The sequence below is a fragment of the Kitasatospora sp. NBC_01300 genome (genome assembly GCF_041435235.1).
Taxonomy (GTDB): Bacteria; Actinomycetota; Actinomycetes; order Streptomycetales; family Streptomycetaceae; genus Kitasatospora.
Map to the genome: position 1 here is coordinate 7,029,827 of NZ_CP108408.1, position 20,210 is coordinate 7,050,036.

At 77.2% G+C, this 20,210-nt stretch carries 1 protein-coding gene; it reads left to right on the forward strand.

Going from position 1 to position 20,210, the window contains the following annotated elements:
- Positions 1–13: 13 nt before the first annotated feature.
- On the forward strand, positions 14–20,134 hold the full coding sequence (locus tag OG556_RS30495) for a non-ribosomal peptide synthase/polyketide synthase (RefSeq protein WP_371521773.1): 20,121 nt from the start codon (positions 14–16) through the stop codon (positions 20,132–20,134).
- Positions 20,135–20,210: the final 76 nt, after the last annotated feature.

Sequence of the window (20,210 nt, forward strand, 5' to 3'; positions counted from 1 at the left end):
GGATCCGACGACCATGACGCCTTCGAAGCGAGACCGCGCCGAGGCCCTGCCCGCCGACCTGCGCGAAGCGCTGCGCCTGCGGCTGGCCGGGCGCTCCGGCGGCGCCCGGGCCGCCGCCGACCGGTCCATCCCGCGAGCCGACCGCAGCCGACCGCTGCCGCCCTCCTTCGTCCAGCAGCGCCTGTGGTTCCTGGACCGGCTGCGCCCCGGCGACCCCCGCTACAACAGCGCGGTCGCCGTACGGTTCACCGGCCCGCTGGACCGCGCGGCGCTCGCCGGGGCGCTGGCCGCCGTCGTGGCCCGCCACGAGGGGCTGCGCACCACCTTCGACGAGGCCGACGGCCGACCGGTGCAGACCGTGCGGCCGGCCGGGCCGGTGCCGCTGCCCGTCCGGGAGCCGGCCGACGGGGAGAGCCTCGACGCGATCCTGCTCCAGGAGTACTCCCGCCCCTTCGACCTCCGGCAGGGGCCGCTGCTGCGCGCCCTGCTGGTGCGCGAGTCGGACCGCTCCCACGTCCTGCAGGTGACGGCGCACCACATCGTCACGGACGGCTGGTCGATGGGCGTCGTCCTGGACGAACTGTGCACCGGCTACGAGGCCCTGGCCCGCGGCGCCGACCCGGACCTGCCCCCGGTGGCGGTCCAGTACCCGGACTTCGCGGTGTGGCAGCGCGAACAGCTCTCCGGCGCCCGGCTGGAGGGCCAACTGGCCCACTGGAAGGCGAAACTGGCCGGTGCGGTGCCGCCGGAGCTGCCGCTGGACCACCCGCGGCGCGGCGAGGAGGCCGGCCCCGGCGCCGTCCACGCCTTCACCGTCCCCGCGCCGCTCACCGCCCGGCTGCGCGAGCTCGCGGCCGAGCGGCACGGCACCCTGCACACCGTCCTGGTCGCCGCCACCCAGGCGCTGCTGGCCCGCTGGTCCGGCCAGCAGGACGTCACCGTCGGCTCCCTGACGCCCGGGCGCTCCCGCACCGAGCTGGAACGGGCCGTCGGCTGCTTCGTCAACACCGTCGTCCTGCGCACCCGGGTGGAGCCCGCCGGATCCTTCCGCGACCTGCTCGCGGCCGCCACCGAGACCGGCAACGACGCGCTCGCGCACGGCGACACGCCCTTCGAACGGCTCGTCGAGGCGGTCGGCGCACCCCGCCAGGCGGGCCGCAACCCGCTGTTCGACGTGCTGGTCCTGCTGCACCCCGCGCCGCCCGGGGCCACCACCCCGCACGGGCTCGCAGCCGCCCCGGTCGCGGTGCCCCGGCAGGCCGCCACCTTCGACCTCAGCGTCGAGTTCGTCCCGGACGGCGAGGCGCTCACCGGCCTGCTGGAGTACCGCGCCGACCTCTTCGACGCGCCCACCGCCCGCCGGATGGCCGACCAGCTCCTCCTGCTGCTGGACGGCGCCGCCGCCGAGCCCGACCGCCCGCTCGGCACCCTGCCGCTGCTCTCGCCCCGGGAGACCCGGCAGGTCACCCGGGACTGGAACGCCACCGCGCTGCCCGTCGAGGACACCAGCTACCCGGAGCTGTTCCGGCGCAGGGCCGCCCTGACCCCGCACGCCCCGGCCCTGGTCGCCGGAGCCGAACGGCTCGACTACGCGACGCTCGACACCCGGGCCAACCGGCTCGCCCACCAGCTCATCGCCCGCGGCGCCGGCCCCGAACGGCTGGTCGCGCTGCGGCTGCCGCGCACCGCCGACATGATCGTGGCGATCCTCGCCGTCTGGAAGGCCGGCGCCGGCTACCTGCCGCTGGACCCGGCCCTGCCGGCCGAGCGCCTGCGCTACCTGCTCGACGACGCCCGCCCGGCCCTGGTCCTGGACGAGCAGGCGCTCCGGGCGCTGCCCGACACCGGCCCGGACACCGACCCCGGCGACGCCGACCGGACGGCCCCGCTGGACCCCTCCAACACCGCGTACGTGCTCTACACCTCCGGCTCCACCGGCCGCCCCAAGGGCGTCGCCGTCCCGCACCGCGCGGTGGTCAACCTGCTCGCCGCCCACCGGGCGGGCTTCGTCGCCGACGCGGGCGGCGGGCCGCTGCGCGTGGCGCTGACCGCCTCGTTCTCCTTCGACACCTCCCTGGAGGGCGTGCTGCTGATGGCCGACGGCCACCCGCTGCACCTGGTCGACGAGACGACCCGGATGGACCCGGCCGCCCTGGTCGAGTACGTCGTGCGCCACCGCGTCGACTTCCTCGACCTGACGCCCTCCTACCTGCGCCAGCTGCTGCCCGCCGGGCTGCTCGACGACCCGCGCCACCGCCCCCGGGTGCTGATGCTCGGCGGCGAGGCCGTCGGGCCCCGGCTCTGGCGCGAACTCGCCGGGCACCCGGACGTCGCCGCCTACAACTACTACGGCCCCACCGAGTGCACGGTCGACGCGCTCGCCTGCCGCATCGCGGGCGGTGACCGGCCGCTGGTGGGCCGCCCGCTGCCCAACCTGCGGGCCTACGTCCTCGACGACCGGCTCCAGCCGGTGCCGCCCGGGGTGAGCGGCGAACTCCACCTCGCCGGCGCCCAGGTCGCCCGCGGCTACGCCGGCCGGCCGGGGCTGACCGCCGCCCGCTTCACCGCCGACCCGTACGGGCCGCCCGGCGCCCGGATGTACCGCACCGGCGACCTGGCCCGCTGGATGGCCGACGGGAGCCTGGAGTACCTCGGGCGCGCCGACGACCAGGTCAAGGTGCGCGGCCACCGGATCGAACCCGGCGAGATCGAGGCGGCGCTGCTCGACCTGTCGCAGGTCGCCGCGGCCGCGGTCGCCGCCGTGCCCGACGCGCGCGGCCACACCCGGCTGGCGGCCTACCTGGTCTTCGCCGACGGCGCGGCCCGCCCCTCCGCCGACTTGCGCGCCGCCCTGCGGCGGGTGCTGCCCGACCACCTGGTGCCGTCCTCGTTCACCGCCCTCGACACCCTGCCGCTCACCACCAGCGGGAAGCTGGACCGCCGCGCACTGCCCGCCCCCGACCCCGAAGGCGAAGCAAGGGAAGGGGAGTTCGTCGCCCCGCGCACCCCCGAGGAGGAGACCCTCGCCGGGATCTGGGCCGAGGTGCTGGGCGTGGCGCGGGTCGGCGTCACCGACAACTTCTTCGAGCTCGGCGGCGACTCGATCCTGAGCATCCAGGCCGTCTCCCGGGCCCGCGCCGCCGGCCTGCGGATCGGCTCCCAGGACGTCTTCCGCCACCAGACCGTCGCCGACCTGGTCGCCGCCGCCCGCCCGGCCGCCGCCCCGGCCCCCCGGCCGCGCCGCGCGGACGGACCGGCCCCGCTCACCCCGGTCCAGGAGTGGTTCTTCGCCGCCCACGGCCCGCTGCGCCACTTCACCATGTCGATGCTGCTCGACCTGCCGCGCGACCTCGACGAGCCGGCCCTGGAGCAGGCGCTGCGGGCGGTCCTGGCGGCCCACCCGGCGCTGCGCACCCGCTTCACCCGCGCCGGGGGCACCTGGCGCCAGGAGCCGGTCGAGGACCCGGGCACCGGGCTGCTGGCCAGACTCGACCCGCCCGCCCCCGGCGCCGACTCCGAGGCCGCCCTCGAGGCCGCCCGGGCCGAGGCCGCCGAGGCCGCCCGCGCCGCCCTGGACCCGGCCACCGGCACCCTGCTGCGCGCCGTCCTGTTCCGGGCCGGCGGCGACGCCCGGCCCCAACTCGTCCTGACCGCCCACCACCTGGCCGTCGACGGCGTCTCCTGGCGGGTGCTGCTCGCCGACCTGGCACAGGCCTACCGGCAGGCGGCGGCCGGGGACACCCCGTACCTGGAACCCGAGCCCACCCCGTTCACCGACTGGGCCCACCACCTCGCCGAACTGGTCCGGGCCGGGGGCCTCGACGACGACCTGCCCTACTGGAGCGCCGAGACCGGCGCCCCGGCCGCCCCGCTGCCCGTCGACCACCCCGGCACGCCCACGGCCGCCTCCGTGCGCACCCTGCGCACCCGGCTCGACCGCGCCACCACCGAGGCCCTGCTGCGCAGGGTCCCCGAGGCCTACCGGACCCAGGTCAACGACGTGCTGCTCAGCGCGCTCGGCCGGGCCCTCGCCGACTGGACGGGCACCGAACGGGTGACCATCGCCCTGGAGGGCCACGGCCGCGAGGAACTGTTCGACGGCGTCGACCTCTCCCGGACGGTCGGCTGGTTCACCACCCAGTACCCCGTCACCCTCGCCCCGGCCGGCCCGGCCGGCGCCCCCGACTGGGCCGCCACCCTCAAGCAGGTCAAGGAGCGGCTGCGCGCCGTACCCCGCCGGGGCCTCGGCTACGAGGCCCTGGCCCGGCTCGGCTCGCCCGCCGCGAGCGCCCTGAGGGAGCGTCCGCTGCCGCAGGTCTGCTTCACCTACCACGGGCAGTGGACCGCCCCCGGGACCGGCGACTTCGCGCCCGCCGGCCAGGCGCCGGGCCGGGAGCTCGCCCCCGACGAGCCCCTGGACCACCTGCTCGACGTCTCCGCCGTCGTCGCCGACGGCGAGCTGGAACTCACCTGGCACTACAGCGACCAGACGCACGAGGCGGCCACCGTCCGCGCGCTGGCGCAGGCCACGGCCGCGGCGCTGACCGGCATCGTCGAGCACTGCGCCCGCCCCGGCGCCGGCGGCCGCACCCCCTCCGACTACCCGCTGGCCGGACTGGACCAGGCCGGAGTGGACCGGATCGCCGGCGACGGGCGGGACGTCGAGGACCTGCTGCCGCTCACCCCGCTCCAGGAGGGCATGCTCTTCCACCGCCTGGTCGGCGGCCCCGACGACGTCTACGTGGACCAGGCCGGCCTGCTGCTGGAGGGCGTGGGCGACCCGCAGGCCTTCGCCCTGGCCTGGCAGCGGGTCGCCGACCGCACGCCCGCGCTGCGCACCTCGGTGGTGTGGGAGGGCGTCCCCGCCCCCCTCCAGGTCGTGCGCCGCGGCGTCCGGCTGCCGGTGACCCACCTGGACCTGCGGGCGGTCGACCCGGACGAGCGCGCCGACCGGCTGGCCCGGCTGCGCGCGGACGACCTCGCCCAGGGGCTGGACCTCGCCACGGCGCCGCTCACCCGGCTCACCCTGGTCCGGCTGCCCGAGGCCCGCCTGCACCTGCTGTGGACCTCCCACCACCTGATCCTGGACGGCTGGAGCCTGGCCCAGGTGCTCACCGACGTGTTCGAGGAGTACGCGGCCCTCACCGCCGGCGGCGTGCCGACGCCCGCGGTGCGCCGGCCCTTCGCCGACTACGTGCACTGGCTGGCCGGGCAGGACACCGCGGCCGCCCGCGCGCACTGGCGGGGCGTCCTGGACGGCTTCGCCACCGCCACCCCGCTGCCCGCCGACCGCGTCCGGCGCGAGGCCCACCGGGCCCGCTCGGCGCTCGCGCACACCGCCGGCCTGTCGCCGGAGGCCTCCGAGCGGCTGGCCCGCACCGCCCGGCAGGCCGGGCTCACCCTCGGCACCGTGGTGCAGGGCGCCTGGGCCCTGCTGCTCTCCCGCTACAGCGGCGAGCCGGACGTGCTGTTCGGGACGACCGTCTCCGGACGCCCCGACGAACTGCCCGGCGTCGAGTCGATGATCGGCATGTTCATCAACACCCTGCCCACCAGGGTCCTGGTCGACGGCGGCCGCACCGCCGCCGACTGGCTGCGCGAGCTCCAGGAGGCCCAGGCCGAGGCCCGGCGCCACGCCGCGGTCTCCCTCGCCGAACTCACCGCCTTCAGCGGCGTGCCCTCCGGCGGCACGCTGTTCGACAGCATCGTCGCCTTCGAGAACTACCCCTTCGACGACGCCCGCACGGCCGGCAGCGGGGTGCGCCTGGTGGAGGTCACCTCCCGGGACGCCACCAACTACCCGCTCGTCCTGCGCGCCTACCAGGGCGGGCACTTCGGCTTCGACCTCGCCTACGACCCGGAGCTGTTCGACGCCGCGACGGTCCGTACCCTCGCCGACCGGCTCTGCCTGCTGCTCACCGAACTGGCCGCCGGACTGGACCGGCCGCTGCGCGCCCTGGAGTGGACGACCGCGCAGGAGCGGCGGCTGCTGACCGAGTGGGACGGCACCGTGAAGGGCCGCCCCGACCGGACCCTGGTCGACCTCTTCGAGGCGCAGGCCGCCCGCACCCCGCACGCCGAGGCCGTCACCTGCGGCGACGAGCACCTCGACTACGCCGCCCTGGACGCGCGGGCCGGCCGGCTCGCCCACCGGCTGGCCGAACTCGGCGCCGGGCCCGAGCGGTTCGTGGCCCTCGCGCTGCCCCGCACGGCCGACCTGGTCGTCGCCGTCCTCGCCGTCCTCAAGACCGGCGCGGCCTACCTGCCGCTCGACCCGGGCCTGCCGGCCGAGCGCCGCGCCCAACTGCTGGGCGACGCCGCCCCGGTGGCCCTGGTGACCCACGTGCCCGGCGCGCCGCCCGAGAGCTCCGAGCACGGGGTGCCCGTCCTCTCCCTGGCGGACCGGCAGCTGCGTGCCGACCTGGACCGGGGCCCGGTTGCCCCGCTCGCCGCCGGGCACCGCCCGCTGCCCGACAGCCCCGCCTACGCCATCTTCACCTCCGGCTCCACCGGCCGCCCCAAGGGCGTCGTGGTGCCGCACGCCAACGTGGTGCGGCTGTTCGAGCAGACCCAGGACGTGTTCGGCTTCGGCGCCGAGGACGTCTGGACGCTGTTCCACTCCTACACCTTCGACTTCTCGGTCTGGGAGCTGTGGGGCCCGCTGCTGCACGGCGGCCGGCTCGTCGTCGTGCCCGAGGACACCGCCCGCTCCCCGGAGGACTTCCTGCGGCTGCTCGTGGACGAAGGCGTCACCGTCCTCAACCAGACCCCGTCCGCCTTCCACCCGCTGGCCCGCGCCGACGCCGAACACCCCGAGCTCTCCCGCCGACTGGCGCTGCGCACGGTGGTCTTCGGCGGCGAGGCGCTGGACGCCGGCCGCCTCGCCGACTGGTACGACCGCCACCCGCAGGACGCGCCGCTCCTGGTGAACATGTACGGCATCACCGAGACGACCGTGCACGTCACCCACGCCCCGCTGGACCGCACGACCGCCGCCGCCGGCGGCCCCGCACCGATCGGCACCGGCCTCCAGGACCTGCGGCTGTACGTCCTCGACTCCGACCTCGCCCCGGTGCCCCCGGGCGCCGTCGGCGAGCTGTACGTGGCCGGGGAGGGCCTGGCCCGGGGCTACCTCAACCGGCCCGGCCTGACCGCCACCCGCTTCCTCGCCGACCCGTTCGGGGCCCCGGGCACCCGGATGTACCGCACCGGCGACCGGGCGCGCCGACAGGCCGACGGCACCCTTCGCTATCTGGGCCGCGCCGACCAGCAGGTCAAGATCCGCGGCTACCGGATCGAACCCGGCGAGATCGAGGCCGCCCTCCAGACCCACCCGGGCGTGGACGCCGCCACCGTGGGCGTGTACCAGGACGCCTCCGGCACCCGCCGGCTGGTCGCCCACGTCGTCGCCGGCCCCGGTACGGCCCACCCCCCGGCCGCCGCCGACCTGCGCGCCCACCTCGAACGGCTGCTGCCCGCCTACCTGGTGCCCGCCGCGTACGTCCCCCTGGCGGCCCTGCCGCTCACCCCCAACGGCAAGCTCGACCGGCGCGCGCTGCCCGCGCCCGGCCCGGAGGGCTTCGCCGCCGGTCGGCAGCGCACCGCGCCCCGCACCCGCGCCGAGCAGCTGGTCGCCGCGGCCTGGACGGAGGTCCTGGACACCGGGGAGATCGGCGCCGGGGACGACTTCTTCGCCCTGGGCGGCGACTCCATCCTCGCCGTCCGGGTCACCGCCCGGCTGCGCGCGGCCTTCGGGGCGGCGGACCTCTCGCCCCGGCTGCTGTTCAGCCACCCGGTGCTGGCGGACCTGGCCGAAGCCCTCGGCTCCCTCGGCTCCCTCGGCTCCCTCGGCTCCCTCGGCTCGCTCGGCGAGCCGGGCGCGGCGGACGGCCCGTCGGCCCCGGTCATCCCGGCCGCGGACCCGGCGGCCGAGCCGCCGCTGTCGTACGCCCAGCAGCGGCTCTGGTTCCTCGACCGGTTCGAGCCGGGCAGCACCGAGTACACCTCGCTGTCCGTGCTGCGCCTGCGCGGCGAGCTCGACCGGGCCGCGCTGGGCACCGCCCTGGACGCCCTGGTCGCCCGGCACGAGGCGCTGCGGACCACCTTCGCCGAGCGGGACGGCCGCGCCCGGCAGGTGGTGCGCCCGCCGCAGCCGGTCGAGCTGCCGTGCGAGGACCTCGCCGGGGCGCCCCCGGCGGCCCTGGACACGCTGCTGGAGCGGATCGCCGCCACCCCGTTCGACCTGGCCGCCGGGCCCCTGCTGCGCGCCCGGCTGGTCCGGACGGCCGCGGCCGAGCACGTGCTCGTGCTGGCCGTGCACCACATCGCCACCGACGGCTGGTCGATGGGCGTCCTGGGCCGTGACCTGGGCGAGCTGTACGCGGCGGCCCGCGAGGGGCGCCCGCCACGGCTGCCCGCGCTGCCCGTGCGCTACACCGACTACGCGGCCTGGCAGCGCGCGCGCACCGACCTCGCCGAGGCCGACCTCGCCCACTGGCGCCGGGCCCTGGACGGCCTGACCCCGCTGGAGCTGCCCACCGACCGGCCGCGCCCGGCCGTCCGCACCCGGGACGGCGCGATGGTCGCCTTCACCCTGCCCGCCGGGCTGACCGCGCGGCTGCGCGAACGGGGCCGGGAGGCCGGCGGCACCCTCTACACCACCCTCCTGGCGGCCTGCCAGGTCCTGCTCGCCCGCTGGTCCGGGCAGCAGGACATCGCGGTCGGCACCGTCACCTCGGGCCGCGAACAGGGCGAACTCCACGACGTGGTCGGCATGTTCGTCAACACCCTGGTGCTGCGCGGCGCCGTCCGGCCGGAGCTGTCGTTCCGCGAACTGCTGGCCGCCGCCCACGGCACCGTCCTGGACGCGCTCGCCCACCAGGAGGTGCCCTTCGAGCGGCTGGTGGACGCCCTCCAGCCGGAGCGCGACACCAGCCGCACCCCGCTCTTCCAGGTCATGGTGGCCCTGCACAACCTCGGCGCCGAGGTGCCGAACCTGCCGGGCCTGACGGTGGAGCCGGTCACCCCGCCCGTCCACGGCGCCACCTTCGACCTGTCCTTCGACTTCGTCGAGCGCGACGGCGGCCTGACCGGCTACCTGGAGTACAACACCGGGCTGTTCGACGCGCGGACCGCCGAGCACCTGGCCGGCCGGCTGGGCACCCTGCTGGAGGCCGTGGCCGAGGCACCGGAGACGGCCGTCGGGGCGCTGCCGCTGATGACGGCCGACGAGCGGCGCCGGGTGCTGCGGCAGGGCCGGGGCGCGCCGCTGCCCGCGCCGGACACCACCTTCCCCGCCCTGTTCGAGGCGCAGGCCGCCCGCACCCCGGACGCCACCGCCCTGGTCGCCCGGGACGCCACCCTCGACTTCGCCGCCCTCAACGCGCGGGCCAACCGGCTCGCCCGCCACCTCGCCGCCCTCGGCGCCGGCCCGGAGCAGGTGGTCGCGGTCCGGCTGCCGCGCACCTCGGACCTGCTGGTGGCGCTGTTCGCGGTGCTCAAGGCGGGCGCCGCCCTGCTCTTCGTCGACCCGGACCTGCCCGAGGAGCGGGCCGCCCTCCTCCTCGACGACACCCGGCCCCGGGTGGTGCTGACCGAGGCGGCCCTGCGCGAGGTGCCGTGGGAGGCGCTGCCCGCCCACGACCTGACCGACGCCGAGCGGACCGCCCCCCTGCTGCCGCAGCACGCCGCCTACCTCGTCCACACCTCCGGCTCGACCGGCCGCCCCAAGGGCGTCGTCGTCGAACACCGCCAGCTGGTCAACCTCTGCCGGGACCACCAGGAAGGCCTGGTCGCGCCGCACACCGCCGACGGAGGGCGGCTGCGGGCCGCGCTCAGCGCCTCCTTCTCCTTCGACACCAGCTGGGAGGGCCCGCTGCTGCTCGCGCTGGGCCAGGAGCTCCACCTGATCGACGAGGACGTCCGGCTGGACCCGCAGGCGTTCTGCGCCCAGGTCGTCGACCGCCGTCTGGACCTGGTCAACGTCACCCCCTCCTTCCTGCGCGAACTCACCGCCGCCGGACTGCTCGCCCCCGGCCCGCACCACCCGCGCCTGCTGCTGGTCGGCGGCGAGGCCGTCCCCGCCGCCACCTGGCGGGAGCTGTGCGCGGCGCACGCGGACCTCGGCGTCACCGCCTACAACATGTACGGGCCCACCGAGTGCACCGTCGACGCCGCCTACGCCCGGTGCGCGGACCACCCCGAGCGCCCCGTCATCGGCCGCCCCGGCCGCAACCTGGGCGCCTACCTGCTGGACGCCGCCCTGCGGCCGGTGCCGCCCGGCATGCCGGGGGAGCTGTACCTGGCGGGGGAGCAGGTCGCCCGCGGCTACCTGAACCGGCCCGGGCTGACGGCCGCCCGCTTCCTCGCCGACCCCTACGGCCCGCCCGGGGCCCGGATGTACCGCACCGGCGACCTGGCCCGCTGGGACGCGAACGGGCAACTGGAGTTCCGGGGCCGGGCCGACGAACAGGTCAAGGTCCGCGGGTTCCGGATCGAGCCCGGGGAGGTGGAGGCCGCCCTGCTCGCCCACCCGGACGTCGCCGACTGCGCGGTCGCCGCGCGCGAGCACGCCGGCCGTACGCTGCTCGTCGGCTACCCGGTGCCCGCCGGCCACCGGGTGCCGCCCGCCGAGGAACTGCGGACCTGGCTGCGGCGGACGCTGCCCGACCACCTGGTGCCCGCCGCGTTCGTCCCGCTGGCCCGAATACCCCGGACCACCGGCGGCAAGACCGACCGGCGCGCGCTGCCCGCGCCGCCCGCCCAGCCCGACCGCACCACCCCGTACGTCGCGCCGCGGCCCGGCGCCGAGGAACGGCTCGCCGCGATCTGGGCCGAGGTGCTGGGCGTGGAGCGCGTCGGCACCCGGGACAACTTCTTCGCGCTCGGCGGCGACTCCATCCTCAGCATCCAGATCGTCTCCCGCGCCCGCGCCGCCGGGCTCGCCCTCACCACCAAGGACGTCTTCCGTCACCAGAACATCACCGAACTCGCGCTGCGCGCCGGAGATCTGACGGAGCGCCAGGAAATCGGCGAAGCCGAGCCCGGCGAGGCGCCGCTCACCCCGATCCAGCACTGGTACCTCGACGGCCGCCGCCCCGGCGACGCCCTGCGCTTCACCATGACCCAGCGCCTGGAACTGGCCCCCGGCACCGACCCGGCGGCCCTGCGCCGGGCGGTGCTGGCCCTGGTGGAACACCACGCGGCCCTGCGCACCCGCTTCCACCGCACCGAGGCCGGCTGGCGCCAGGAGGTGCTGGCCCAGGGGGCGGACGGCGTCTTCACCCACCACGACGCCGCCGACCCGGGCCTCACCGGCCAGGACCTGGAGGAGCAGGTCCAGCGCGCCACCGACGAGGCCCAGCGCTCCCTCGACCCCATCGAGGGCCGGGTGCTGCGCGCCCTGTTCTTCGACCCCGGCCCCGGGCAGCCGGGCCAACTCGTCCTCACCGTCCACCACCTGGCCGTGGACGGCGTCTCCTGGCGCATCCTGCTGGCCGACCTCGAAGCGGCGTACCGCACGGCCCGCGCCGGAGCCCCCGTCGCCCTGCCGCCGACCGGCACGTCCTACGGCCGCTGGGCCACCCGGCTGGAGCGGCACACCCGCGCCGGAGCCCTGGACGGCGACCTCGGCCACTGGACGCGCACCGGCGCGGCCCCGGCCGACCTGCCCGCCGGCCGGCCCGCCCCCAACACCCACGGCACCGCCGCCACCGTCCAGGTGACGCTGGACGAGCGGACCACCGAGGCGCTGCTGCGCCGCGTCCCCGAGGTCTACCGCACCCAGGTCAACGACGTCCTGCTCAGCGCCCTGGGCCGCACCCTGGGCCGCTGGTGCGGCCGGGACACCGTGCTGGTCGGGGTGGAGGGGCACGGCCGCGAGGACCTCTTCGAGGACCTGGACCTCTCCCGGACGGTGGGCTGGTTCACCGCCGAGTTCCCGCTCGCCCTGCGCGTCGCCCCCGACGCCGGATGGCACGACACCCTGCGCTCGGTCAAGGAGCAGCTGCGCGCCGTCCCGCTGCGCGGACTCAGCCACGGCGCGCTGCGCCACCTGCGGCCGGACGGCCCGCTGACCGGCGCGGCGACGCCGCAGATCGGCTTCAACTACCACGGCCGGTGGGACACCCGCGGCGGCGCCGACGGCCTGGTCCGCGGCGCGCTGCCCCCGGCTGGTCGCGACACCGACCCCGACGAGCCCCGCCCCTACCTGCTGGACATCACCGGCGCGGTCCAGGACGGCCGCCTCGAACTGGCGTGGACCTACCCCGCCGCCGTCTACGACGAGGCCACCGTCCGCGGGCTCGCCGAGGAGACGGTCGCCGCGCTGCACGAGCTGGCCGCGCACTGCGCCCGCCCGGACGCCGGCGGCCGCACCCCGTCGGACTTCCCGCTCGCCGGCCTCGACCAGGACGGGCTGGACCGGCTCGTCGGCGACGGGCGCGGGACCGACGACGTGCTGCCGCTGACGCCGCTGCAGTCCGGCATGCTCTTCCACGGGCTCGTCGACGCCGACGGCGCCTACGTCGACCGGATCGCGGTGCGCCTGGCCGGGGTCGCCGACCCGCGGGCCTTCGCCGAGGCCTGGCAGCAGGTCGCCGACCGCACCCCGGCACTGCGCTCCAGCGTTCACTGGCGCGGCCTGCCGCACCCCGTCCAGGTGGTCGCGCGGCACGCCGCGCTGCCCGTCCGCCACCTCGACTGGCGCGACCTGACGCCCGGGCAGCGCGCCGACCGGACGGAGCGGCTGCTCGCCGAGGAGCGCGCCGCCGGGATGGACCTCGCCACCGCGCCGCTCACCCGGCTGACCCTGGCCGCGCTGCCCGGCGACGAGGTCCTGCTGCTGTGGTCCACCCACCACCTGATCCTGGACGGCTGGAGCACCGGCCAGCTGCTCACCGAGGTGTGCGAGGAGTACGCCGCGCTGACCGGCGGCCCGCAGGCGCCCCGGCCGGTCCGACGGCCGTTCGCGGACTTCCTGGGCTGGCTGCGCGACCGGGACGAGGAGGCGGCCGAGGCCCACTGGCGCGGCCTGCTGGCCGGGTTCACCGGCCGGACCCCGCTGCCGTACGACCGCCCGCCGACCCGGGCCCACCGCGCCCGCTCCGGCGCCGCCGCCCACCGCGAACTCGACGAGACGCTCTCCCGCCGGCTGCGCGAGAACGCCGCCGCTGCCGGACTGACCGTCAACACCGTGGTGGAGGGCGCCTGGGCGCTGCTGCTGGCCCGCTACAGCGGCGGCGACGACGTGGTCTTCGGCACCACCGTGTCCGGGCGCCCGGCCGAACTGCCCGGCGTCGAGTCGATGATCGGCCTGTTCATCAACACCGTGCCGACCAGGGTCCCGATCCCCTCGGGCGGCGTGCTGCCCTGGCTGCGGGAGCTCCAGGAACGCCAGAGCGACGGCCGCCGCTTCGACCACCTGGCCCTGCCGCGCGTCCAGGCCCTGAGCGACGTGCCCGCCGGGGAGCCGCTGTTCGACAGCATGGCGGTCTTCGAGAACTACCCCGTCGACGAGTCGGCCGCCGACCGGACCGGGGTGCGGGTGGTCGAGGTGCGCGCCGACGACGCCACCACCTTCCCCTGGTGCCTGCGCGCCCACCTGGCCGAGCGGCTCGGCTTCGACCTGGCCTACGACCCCGCGCTCTTCGACGACCGGACGGCCCACGGCGCGGCCGACCGCCTGGTCCTGCTGCTCACCGCCCTCGCCGACGCCCTCGCCGACGGCCGCGACGGCGATGTCTCCGAGCTGGACCGGCTCACCCCCGCCGACCGGGAGCAGCTGGCCTCCTGGCACGGCACCGCCCGCCCGGCGGCGCCCCGCAGCCCGCTCCAGGTCTTCGCCGAGCAGGTCCGGCGCACCCCCGGCGCGCCCGCCGTGCGCGACGGCGACCGCGAACTGACCTACCGCCAGCTCGACGACTGGTCCGACCGCCTGGCGGCCCGGCTGCTGGCCGACGGCCTGGCCCCCGAAGGCCGGGTGGCGCTGCTGATGGACCGCTCCGCCGAACTCGTCGCCGCCCAGCTGGCCGTCCTCAAGGCGGGCGGCGCCTACCTGCCCGTCGACCTCCGGGCCCCCGAGGAGCGCCGCCGCGCCCTGCTCGACCAGGTCGGCGCCGCCCTGCGGCTCACCGCCGAGCAGGTCGCCGCCGAACTGGTCGCCGCCGTGCGCACCGGCGCGGCCGGGCCGGCGGCGGTGACCCTGCCGCCCGCCGACCCCGACCGGCTGGCGTACGTGATGTTCACCTCGGGCTCCACCGCGGTGCCCAAGGCGGTGGCGGTGCGGCACCGCGACGTGGCCTCGCTCGCCACCGACAGCCGCTTCGCCGACGGCCGCTGCGCACGGGTGCTGCTGCACTCGCCGGTCGCCTTCGACGCCGCCACCTTCGAGGTCTGGGCGCCGCTGCTCGGCGGCGGCTGCGTGCTCGTCGCCCCCGACGGCCCGGTGGACGCCGCCCTGCTGCGGCGGCTCGCCGGACCGGACGGGCCGACGGCGCTGTGGCTCACCGCCGGGCTCTTCCGGCTGCTCGCCCAGGACGCGCCGGACTGCTTCGCGGGCCTGCGCACGCTGTGGACCGGCGGGGACGTGGTGCCCGCCGCCGCGGTGCGCCGCGTCCTGGCGGCCTGCCCCGGGCTGACCGTGGTGGACGGCTACGGGCCCACCGAGACCACGACCTTCGCCACCACCTTCGCCGTCGCGCAGGCGGCGGCGGTGCCCGACACCCTGCCGATCGGCCACCCCCTGGACGACCGCCGCGTCCACGTCCTCGACCGGCGCCTGCGGCCCGTCCCGCCGGGCTGCGCGGGCGAACTGTACGTGGCCGGCGAGGGCGTGGCCCGCGGCTACCTGGGCCGGCCCGGCGAGACCGCGGCCCGCTTCCTCGCCGACCCCTCCGGCCCGCCCGGCGCCCGGATGTACCGCACCGGCGACCTGGCCAGGCGGCGCCCGGACGGCACCGTCGAGTTCCTGGGCCGCGCGGACGACCAGGTGAAGATCCGCGGCTTCCGGGTCGAACCCGGCGAGGTGGAGGCCGCACTCGCCCGCCACCCCCAGGTCACCGACGTCGCCGTGGTCACCCGCGAGGACCGGCCCGGCGCCCGGCGCCTGGTCGCCTACGTGGTCGGCCCGGCGGGCGCCGAACCCGGGGAACTGCGGGCCTTCGCCGCCCGCGAGCTGCCCGACTACCTCGTCCCCGCCGCCTTCGTCCCGCTCGCCGCCCTCCCGCTGAGCCGCAACGGCAAGGTCGACCGGGCGGCCCTCCCGGCACCGGACGAGGAGCACGGGAGCGGGCGCCGCACGCGGACCGAGCCGCGCACCGAGGCCGAACGCCGCACCGCCGAGGTCTTCGGCGACGTCCTGGGCATCCGCCCGCCCGGCGTGGAGGACGGCTTCTTCGAGCTGGGCGGCGACTCCATCCTCAGCATCCGGCTCGCCGCCCGCCTGTCCGAGGCCTTCGGCGCCGACCTCACCCCCCGCGCCGTCTTCGACCACCCCACACCGGCCGGCCTGGCCCGCCTGCTCACCGAGGAGCAGGGCCGCCCGGGAAGCCCGGGGCGCCCGCCCGTCCTCCCGGTCGCCCGCGACGGCGCCGCGCCGATGTCCTACGCCCAGCAACGCCTGTGGTTCCTGGAGGAGTTCGCACCCGGCGGCGCCGAGTACGTGACCGCGCTCGCGCTGCGCCTGCGCGGCGCCCTGGACACCGACGCCCTCGGCGCGGCCCTGCGCGCCCTCGCGGCCCGGCACGAGTCGCTGCGCACCACCTTCGACAGCGTCGACGGCCACGGCGTCCAGCTCGTCCACCCGCCGCAGGTCGTGCCGCTGCCGCTGCACGACCTGTCCGGCCGGCCGGAGGAGCCGCGGGCGGAGGCCCTGCGCGGCCTGCTCGCCGCCGAGCGGGCCCGCCCCTTCGACCTGCGCCGCGGACCGCTGCTGCGCACCGCCCTGGTGCGGCTGGCCGAGGGCGACCACGTGCTGGCCCTGACCCTGCACCACATCGTCACCGACGGCTGGTCGACCGCCGTCCTGCTCACCGATCTGGCCCACCTCTACCGGATCGAACTCGGCTCCGGGGAGAGCCGGTTGGCGCCGCTGCCGGTGCAGTACGCCGACTACGCGCACTGGCAGCGCACGGTCGGTGCCGCTGGGGCCGACCAACTCGCCTACTGGAAGGAGCAGTTGGCCGACGTCCCGACGCTGCGCCTGCCCACCGACCGGCCCCGGCCCGCCGTCCGCACCACCAACGGGGCCACCGCCCGCCTGGAGCTGCCCGCCGACACGGCCCACCGACTGGCCCGGGTCGGCCGGGAGCGCGGCGCCACCCTGTTCACCACCCTGGTCGCCGCCGCGCAGGCCTACCTCGCCCGGCTCGGCGGCGACCAGGACATCGCCGTCGGCACCGTCACCTCCGGCCGCGAGCAGGCGGAGACCCAGAGCCTCGTCGGGTTCTTCGTCAACACCCTGGTGCTGCGCTCACGGGTGGAACCCGGGCAGCCCTTCGGCGACTTCCTCGGCGAGGTCCGGCAGACCGTCCGGGACGCCTTCGCGCACCAGGACGTGCCGTTCGAGCGCGTGGTCGACGAGGTGCAGCCGGTGCGCGACACCAGCCGCAGCCCGCTCTTCCAGGCCCTGGTCGTCCTCCAGAACACCCCGGCCGCCGACCTCGACCTCCCCGGCCTGCACGTGACCGACGTCGAGACCGACACCACGCAGGCGGCCTTCGACCTCGCGCTGGAGTTCGCGGAGGCCGACTCCGGCGCGCTGCACGGCCTGATCACCTACAACACCGACCTGTTCGACCCGGCCACGGCCGAGCGGATGGCCGGCCAGCTCGCCACCCTGCTGACCGCCGTCGCCGAGGACCCGGACCGCGCCATCGGCGCGCTGCCGCTGGCCGGTGACGACCAGCTGGCCGCCGAACTGGACCGGGCGCGCGGCACCTTCCGCGCCGTCCCCCAGGCGACCCTGGCCGAACTCTTCGAGCGCTGGGCCGCCCGCACCCCCGACGCGGTGGCGCTGCTCGACGGCGGCCGCGAGCTGAGCTACGCCGAGGTGGAGCGGGCGGCCAACCGGCTGGCCCACCGGCTCATCCGGCGCGGCGTCGGGCCGGAGCGGCTGGTCGCCCTCGCCCTGCCGCGCTCGGCGGCGGCGGTGGTGGCCCAGCTCGCCGTCGCCAAGGCCGGCGGCGCCTTCCTCCCGGTGGACCCGGACTACCCGGCGCCCCGGCGGGAGTTCATGGTGCGCGACGCGGGCGCCCACCTGGTGCTCGACGACCCGGCCGAGGTGTGGTCCACCGACGGGCCGCCGACCCCGCCCACCGACGCCGACCGCGCCACCCCGCTCACCCCCGGACACCCGGCCTACGTCATCTACACCTCCGGATCGACCGGCACGCCCAAGGGCGTCCTGGTGACCCACGCCGGACTCGCCGTCTTCGCGGCGGCCGCCGCCGAGCAGTACACCGCCGGCCCCGGGGCCAGGGTGCTCCAGTTCGCCTCGCCCAGCTTCGACGCCTCCGTCCTGGAACTGTGCGTCTCCCTGCTCAGCGGGGCCACCCTGGTCACGGGGGAGGGGGGGCCGCTCGTCGGCGAGCGGCTGGCCGAGGCCCTGGTCGAACGCCGCATCACCCACGCCCTGATCCCCCCGGCGGCCCTGGCCACCGTGGACCCGGAGACGGCCGCGACCCTGCCCGCCCTGCGCACCCTGGTCGTCGGGGCGGAGGCCTGCCCGGCCGATCTGGTCGACACCTGGGCCCCCGGCCGCCGGATGATCAACTCCTACGGCCCCACCGAGGCCACCGTGGTCGCCACCTGGACGGGCCCGCTGTCGCCCGGCACCGGCGCCCCGGGGATCGGCCGCCCCGGCGGCGGCGCCCGCAGCTACGTCCTGGACGCCGCCCTGCGGCCGGTACCGCCCGGCGTGACCGGAGAGCTCTGGCTGGCCGGCCCCGGCCTCGCCCGCGGCTACCTCGGCCGCCCGGGACTGACGGCCGGGCGGTTCCTCGCCGACCCGTTCGGCGCGCCGGGCGAGCGGATGTACCGCACCGGCGACCTCGCCCACCGGGACGCCGACGGCGAACTGCGCTTCGCCGGCCGCGTCGACGACCAGATCAAGCTGCGCGGCTTCCGGATCGAACCGGGCGAGATCGAGAGCGCGCTGCGCCGCAGCCCCCTGGTGCGCGACGCCGTCGTCACCGTGCGCGCCGACGGCCCCGGGAGCGGCGCGGGCTCCCGAGCCGGCCGGCTGGTCGCCTACGTCGTCCCGGCGGTCGGAGCCGCACCGGGCGGTGCCGTGCCGGGTGGCGCCGCACCGGAGGGGGCCGCACCGGAGGGCGACGACGAGGGCGAGGCCACTGCGGGCCTGCCCGCCGCCGAACTGCGGGCCCACCTGGCCGGGTTGCTGCCACCGCACCTCGTCCCGTCGGTGTTCGTCCCGCTGGACCGGCTGCCGCTCACCCCGAACGGCAAGCTCGACCGGCGGGCCCTGCCCGAACCCGGTCCCACGCAGGCCGCGGCCGGTCCGCGCCGGGAGCCGGGCACCGACACCGAACGCCGGATCGCCCGGATCTGGGCCGACGTCCTGGGCATCGAGGAGGTCGGCGCCGACGACAACTTCTTCCTGCTCGGCGGCGACTCCATCCTCAGCATGCAGGTGGTGTCCAGGCTGCGCCGGGACGGCCTGTACCTCGCCACCCGGGAGCTCTTCACCCACCAGACGGTGGCCGAACTGGCCACCGTGGTGCGCACCGCCCCCGACCGCGAGGACGACGGCCCGGTCACCGGGGACGTGCCGCTCACCCCCATCCAGGAGTGGTTCCTGACCACCCCGCGCGCCGCCCACCACCACTTCAACCAGTCGACCCTGCTCGAACTCGGCGCGGACCCCGACCCGTTGGCACTGCGGGCCGCGCTGGACGCCCTGCTCGAACACCACGACGCCCTGCGCCTGCGCTTCACCCACGACGAGGCGGGCTGGCACCAGTTCAACCCGCCGCCGGCCCCCGCCGAGGACGTCCTCGTCCGGTACGACCTGACCGGGCAGAGCGCCGAGGCCGCCGACGCGGCCATGGCCAAGGCGGCCGACGAACTGCACGCCGGCTTCGACCTGGCCCGGGGCCCGCTGCTGCGGGCGGCCCTGTTCACCGGCGCCCCGGACCGCCCGGCGCTCCTGCTGCTGGTCGCCCACCACCTGGTCGTCGACGCCGTCTCCTGGCGCCTGCTGCGCGACGACCTGGAGAGCGCCTACCGGCAGGCCGCCCTGGGTGCGGCGATCACGCTGGGGGAGCGCGGCACCTCCTACCGGGACTGGGCGCTCCGGCTCGCGGCCCATGTCGCCGACGGCGGCCTGGACCACGAACTGCCCTACTGGGACGAGGCGGTGAGCGCCGCCGAGGCGCTGCCCGGCCGACCCGCCGACCCCGGTGCCGCCGACCCCGGTGCGGCCGAGACCGCGACGGTCACCGTCGAACTGGACGAGGAGGACACCGAGGCACTGCTGCGCGCGGCCCCGGCCGCCTACCGCACCCGCGTCAACGACGTGCTGCTGACCGCCCTCGCCCTGGCCCTGGCCCGCTGGACCGGCCACGAGCGGATCCGGCTGGACCTGGAGGGGCACGGCCGGGAGGACGTCGTGGAGGGCGTGGACCTGTCCCGCACGGTCGGCTGGTTCACCACCATGTACCCGGTCACCTTCCACGTCCCCGATCCCGAGGACCTCGGCCCGGACCGCGACTGGCGCGCCCTGGTGAAGTCGGTCCGCCGCCAGCTGCGCGCCGTGCCGGGCAACGGGCTGGGCTTCGGCGCCCTGCGCACCTTCGGCCCGCCCGAGGTCCGCGAGCGCCTGGCCGCCGGCGCGCACGGCCAGGTGGTCTTCAACTACCTCGGCCAGTGGGACACGCGGCCCGAGACCGCCGGCGACGGCCTGGTCCGCGCCGAGCACGGCTCCTTCGGGCAGGACCACGATCCCCGGGACGGCGGCTCGCACCCGGTGGAGGTGGTGGGCGCGGCGCAGCACGGGCGCCTCGCCTTCACCTGGCACCACCGCCCCGCCCTGCACGACACGGCGAGCGTGCGCCGGGCGGCCGAGGAGTTCGCCGTGGCGCTGCGGCACATCGCCCGGCACGCCCGGGGAGGACGGTGACGGCCGCCCACCCGCCGCTGAAAGGACCACCACCGCAAGAGCACTGCCGCAAGACCACCGCTGGAAACCCGACAAC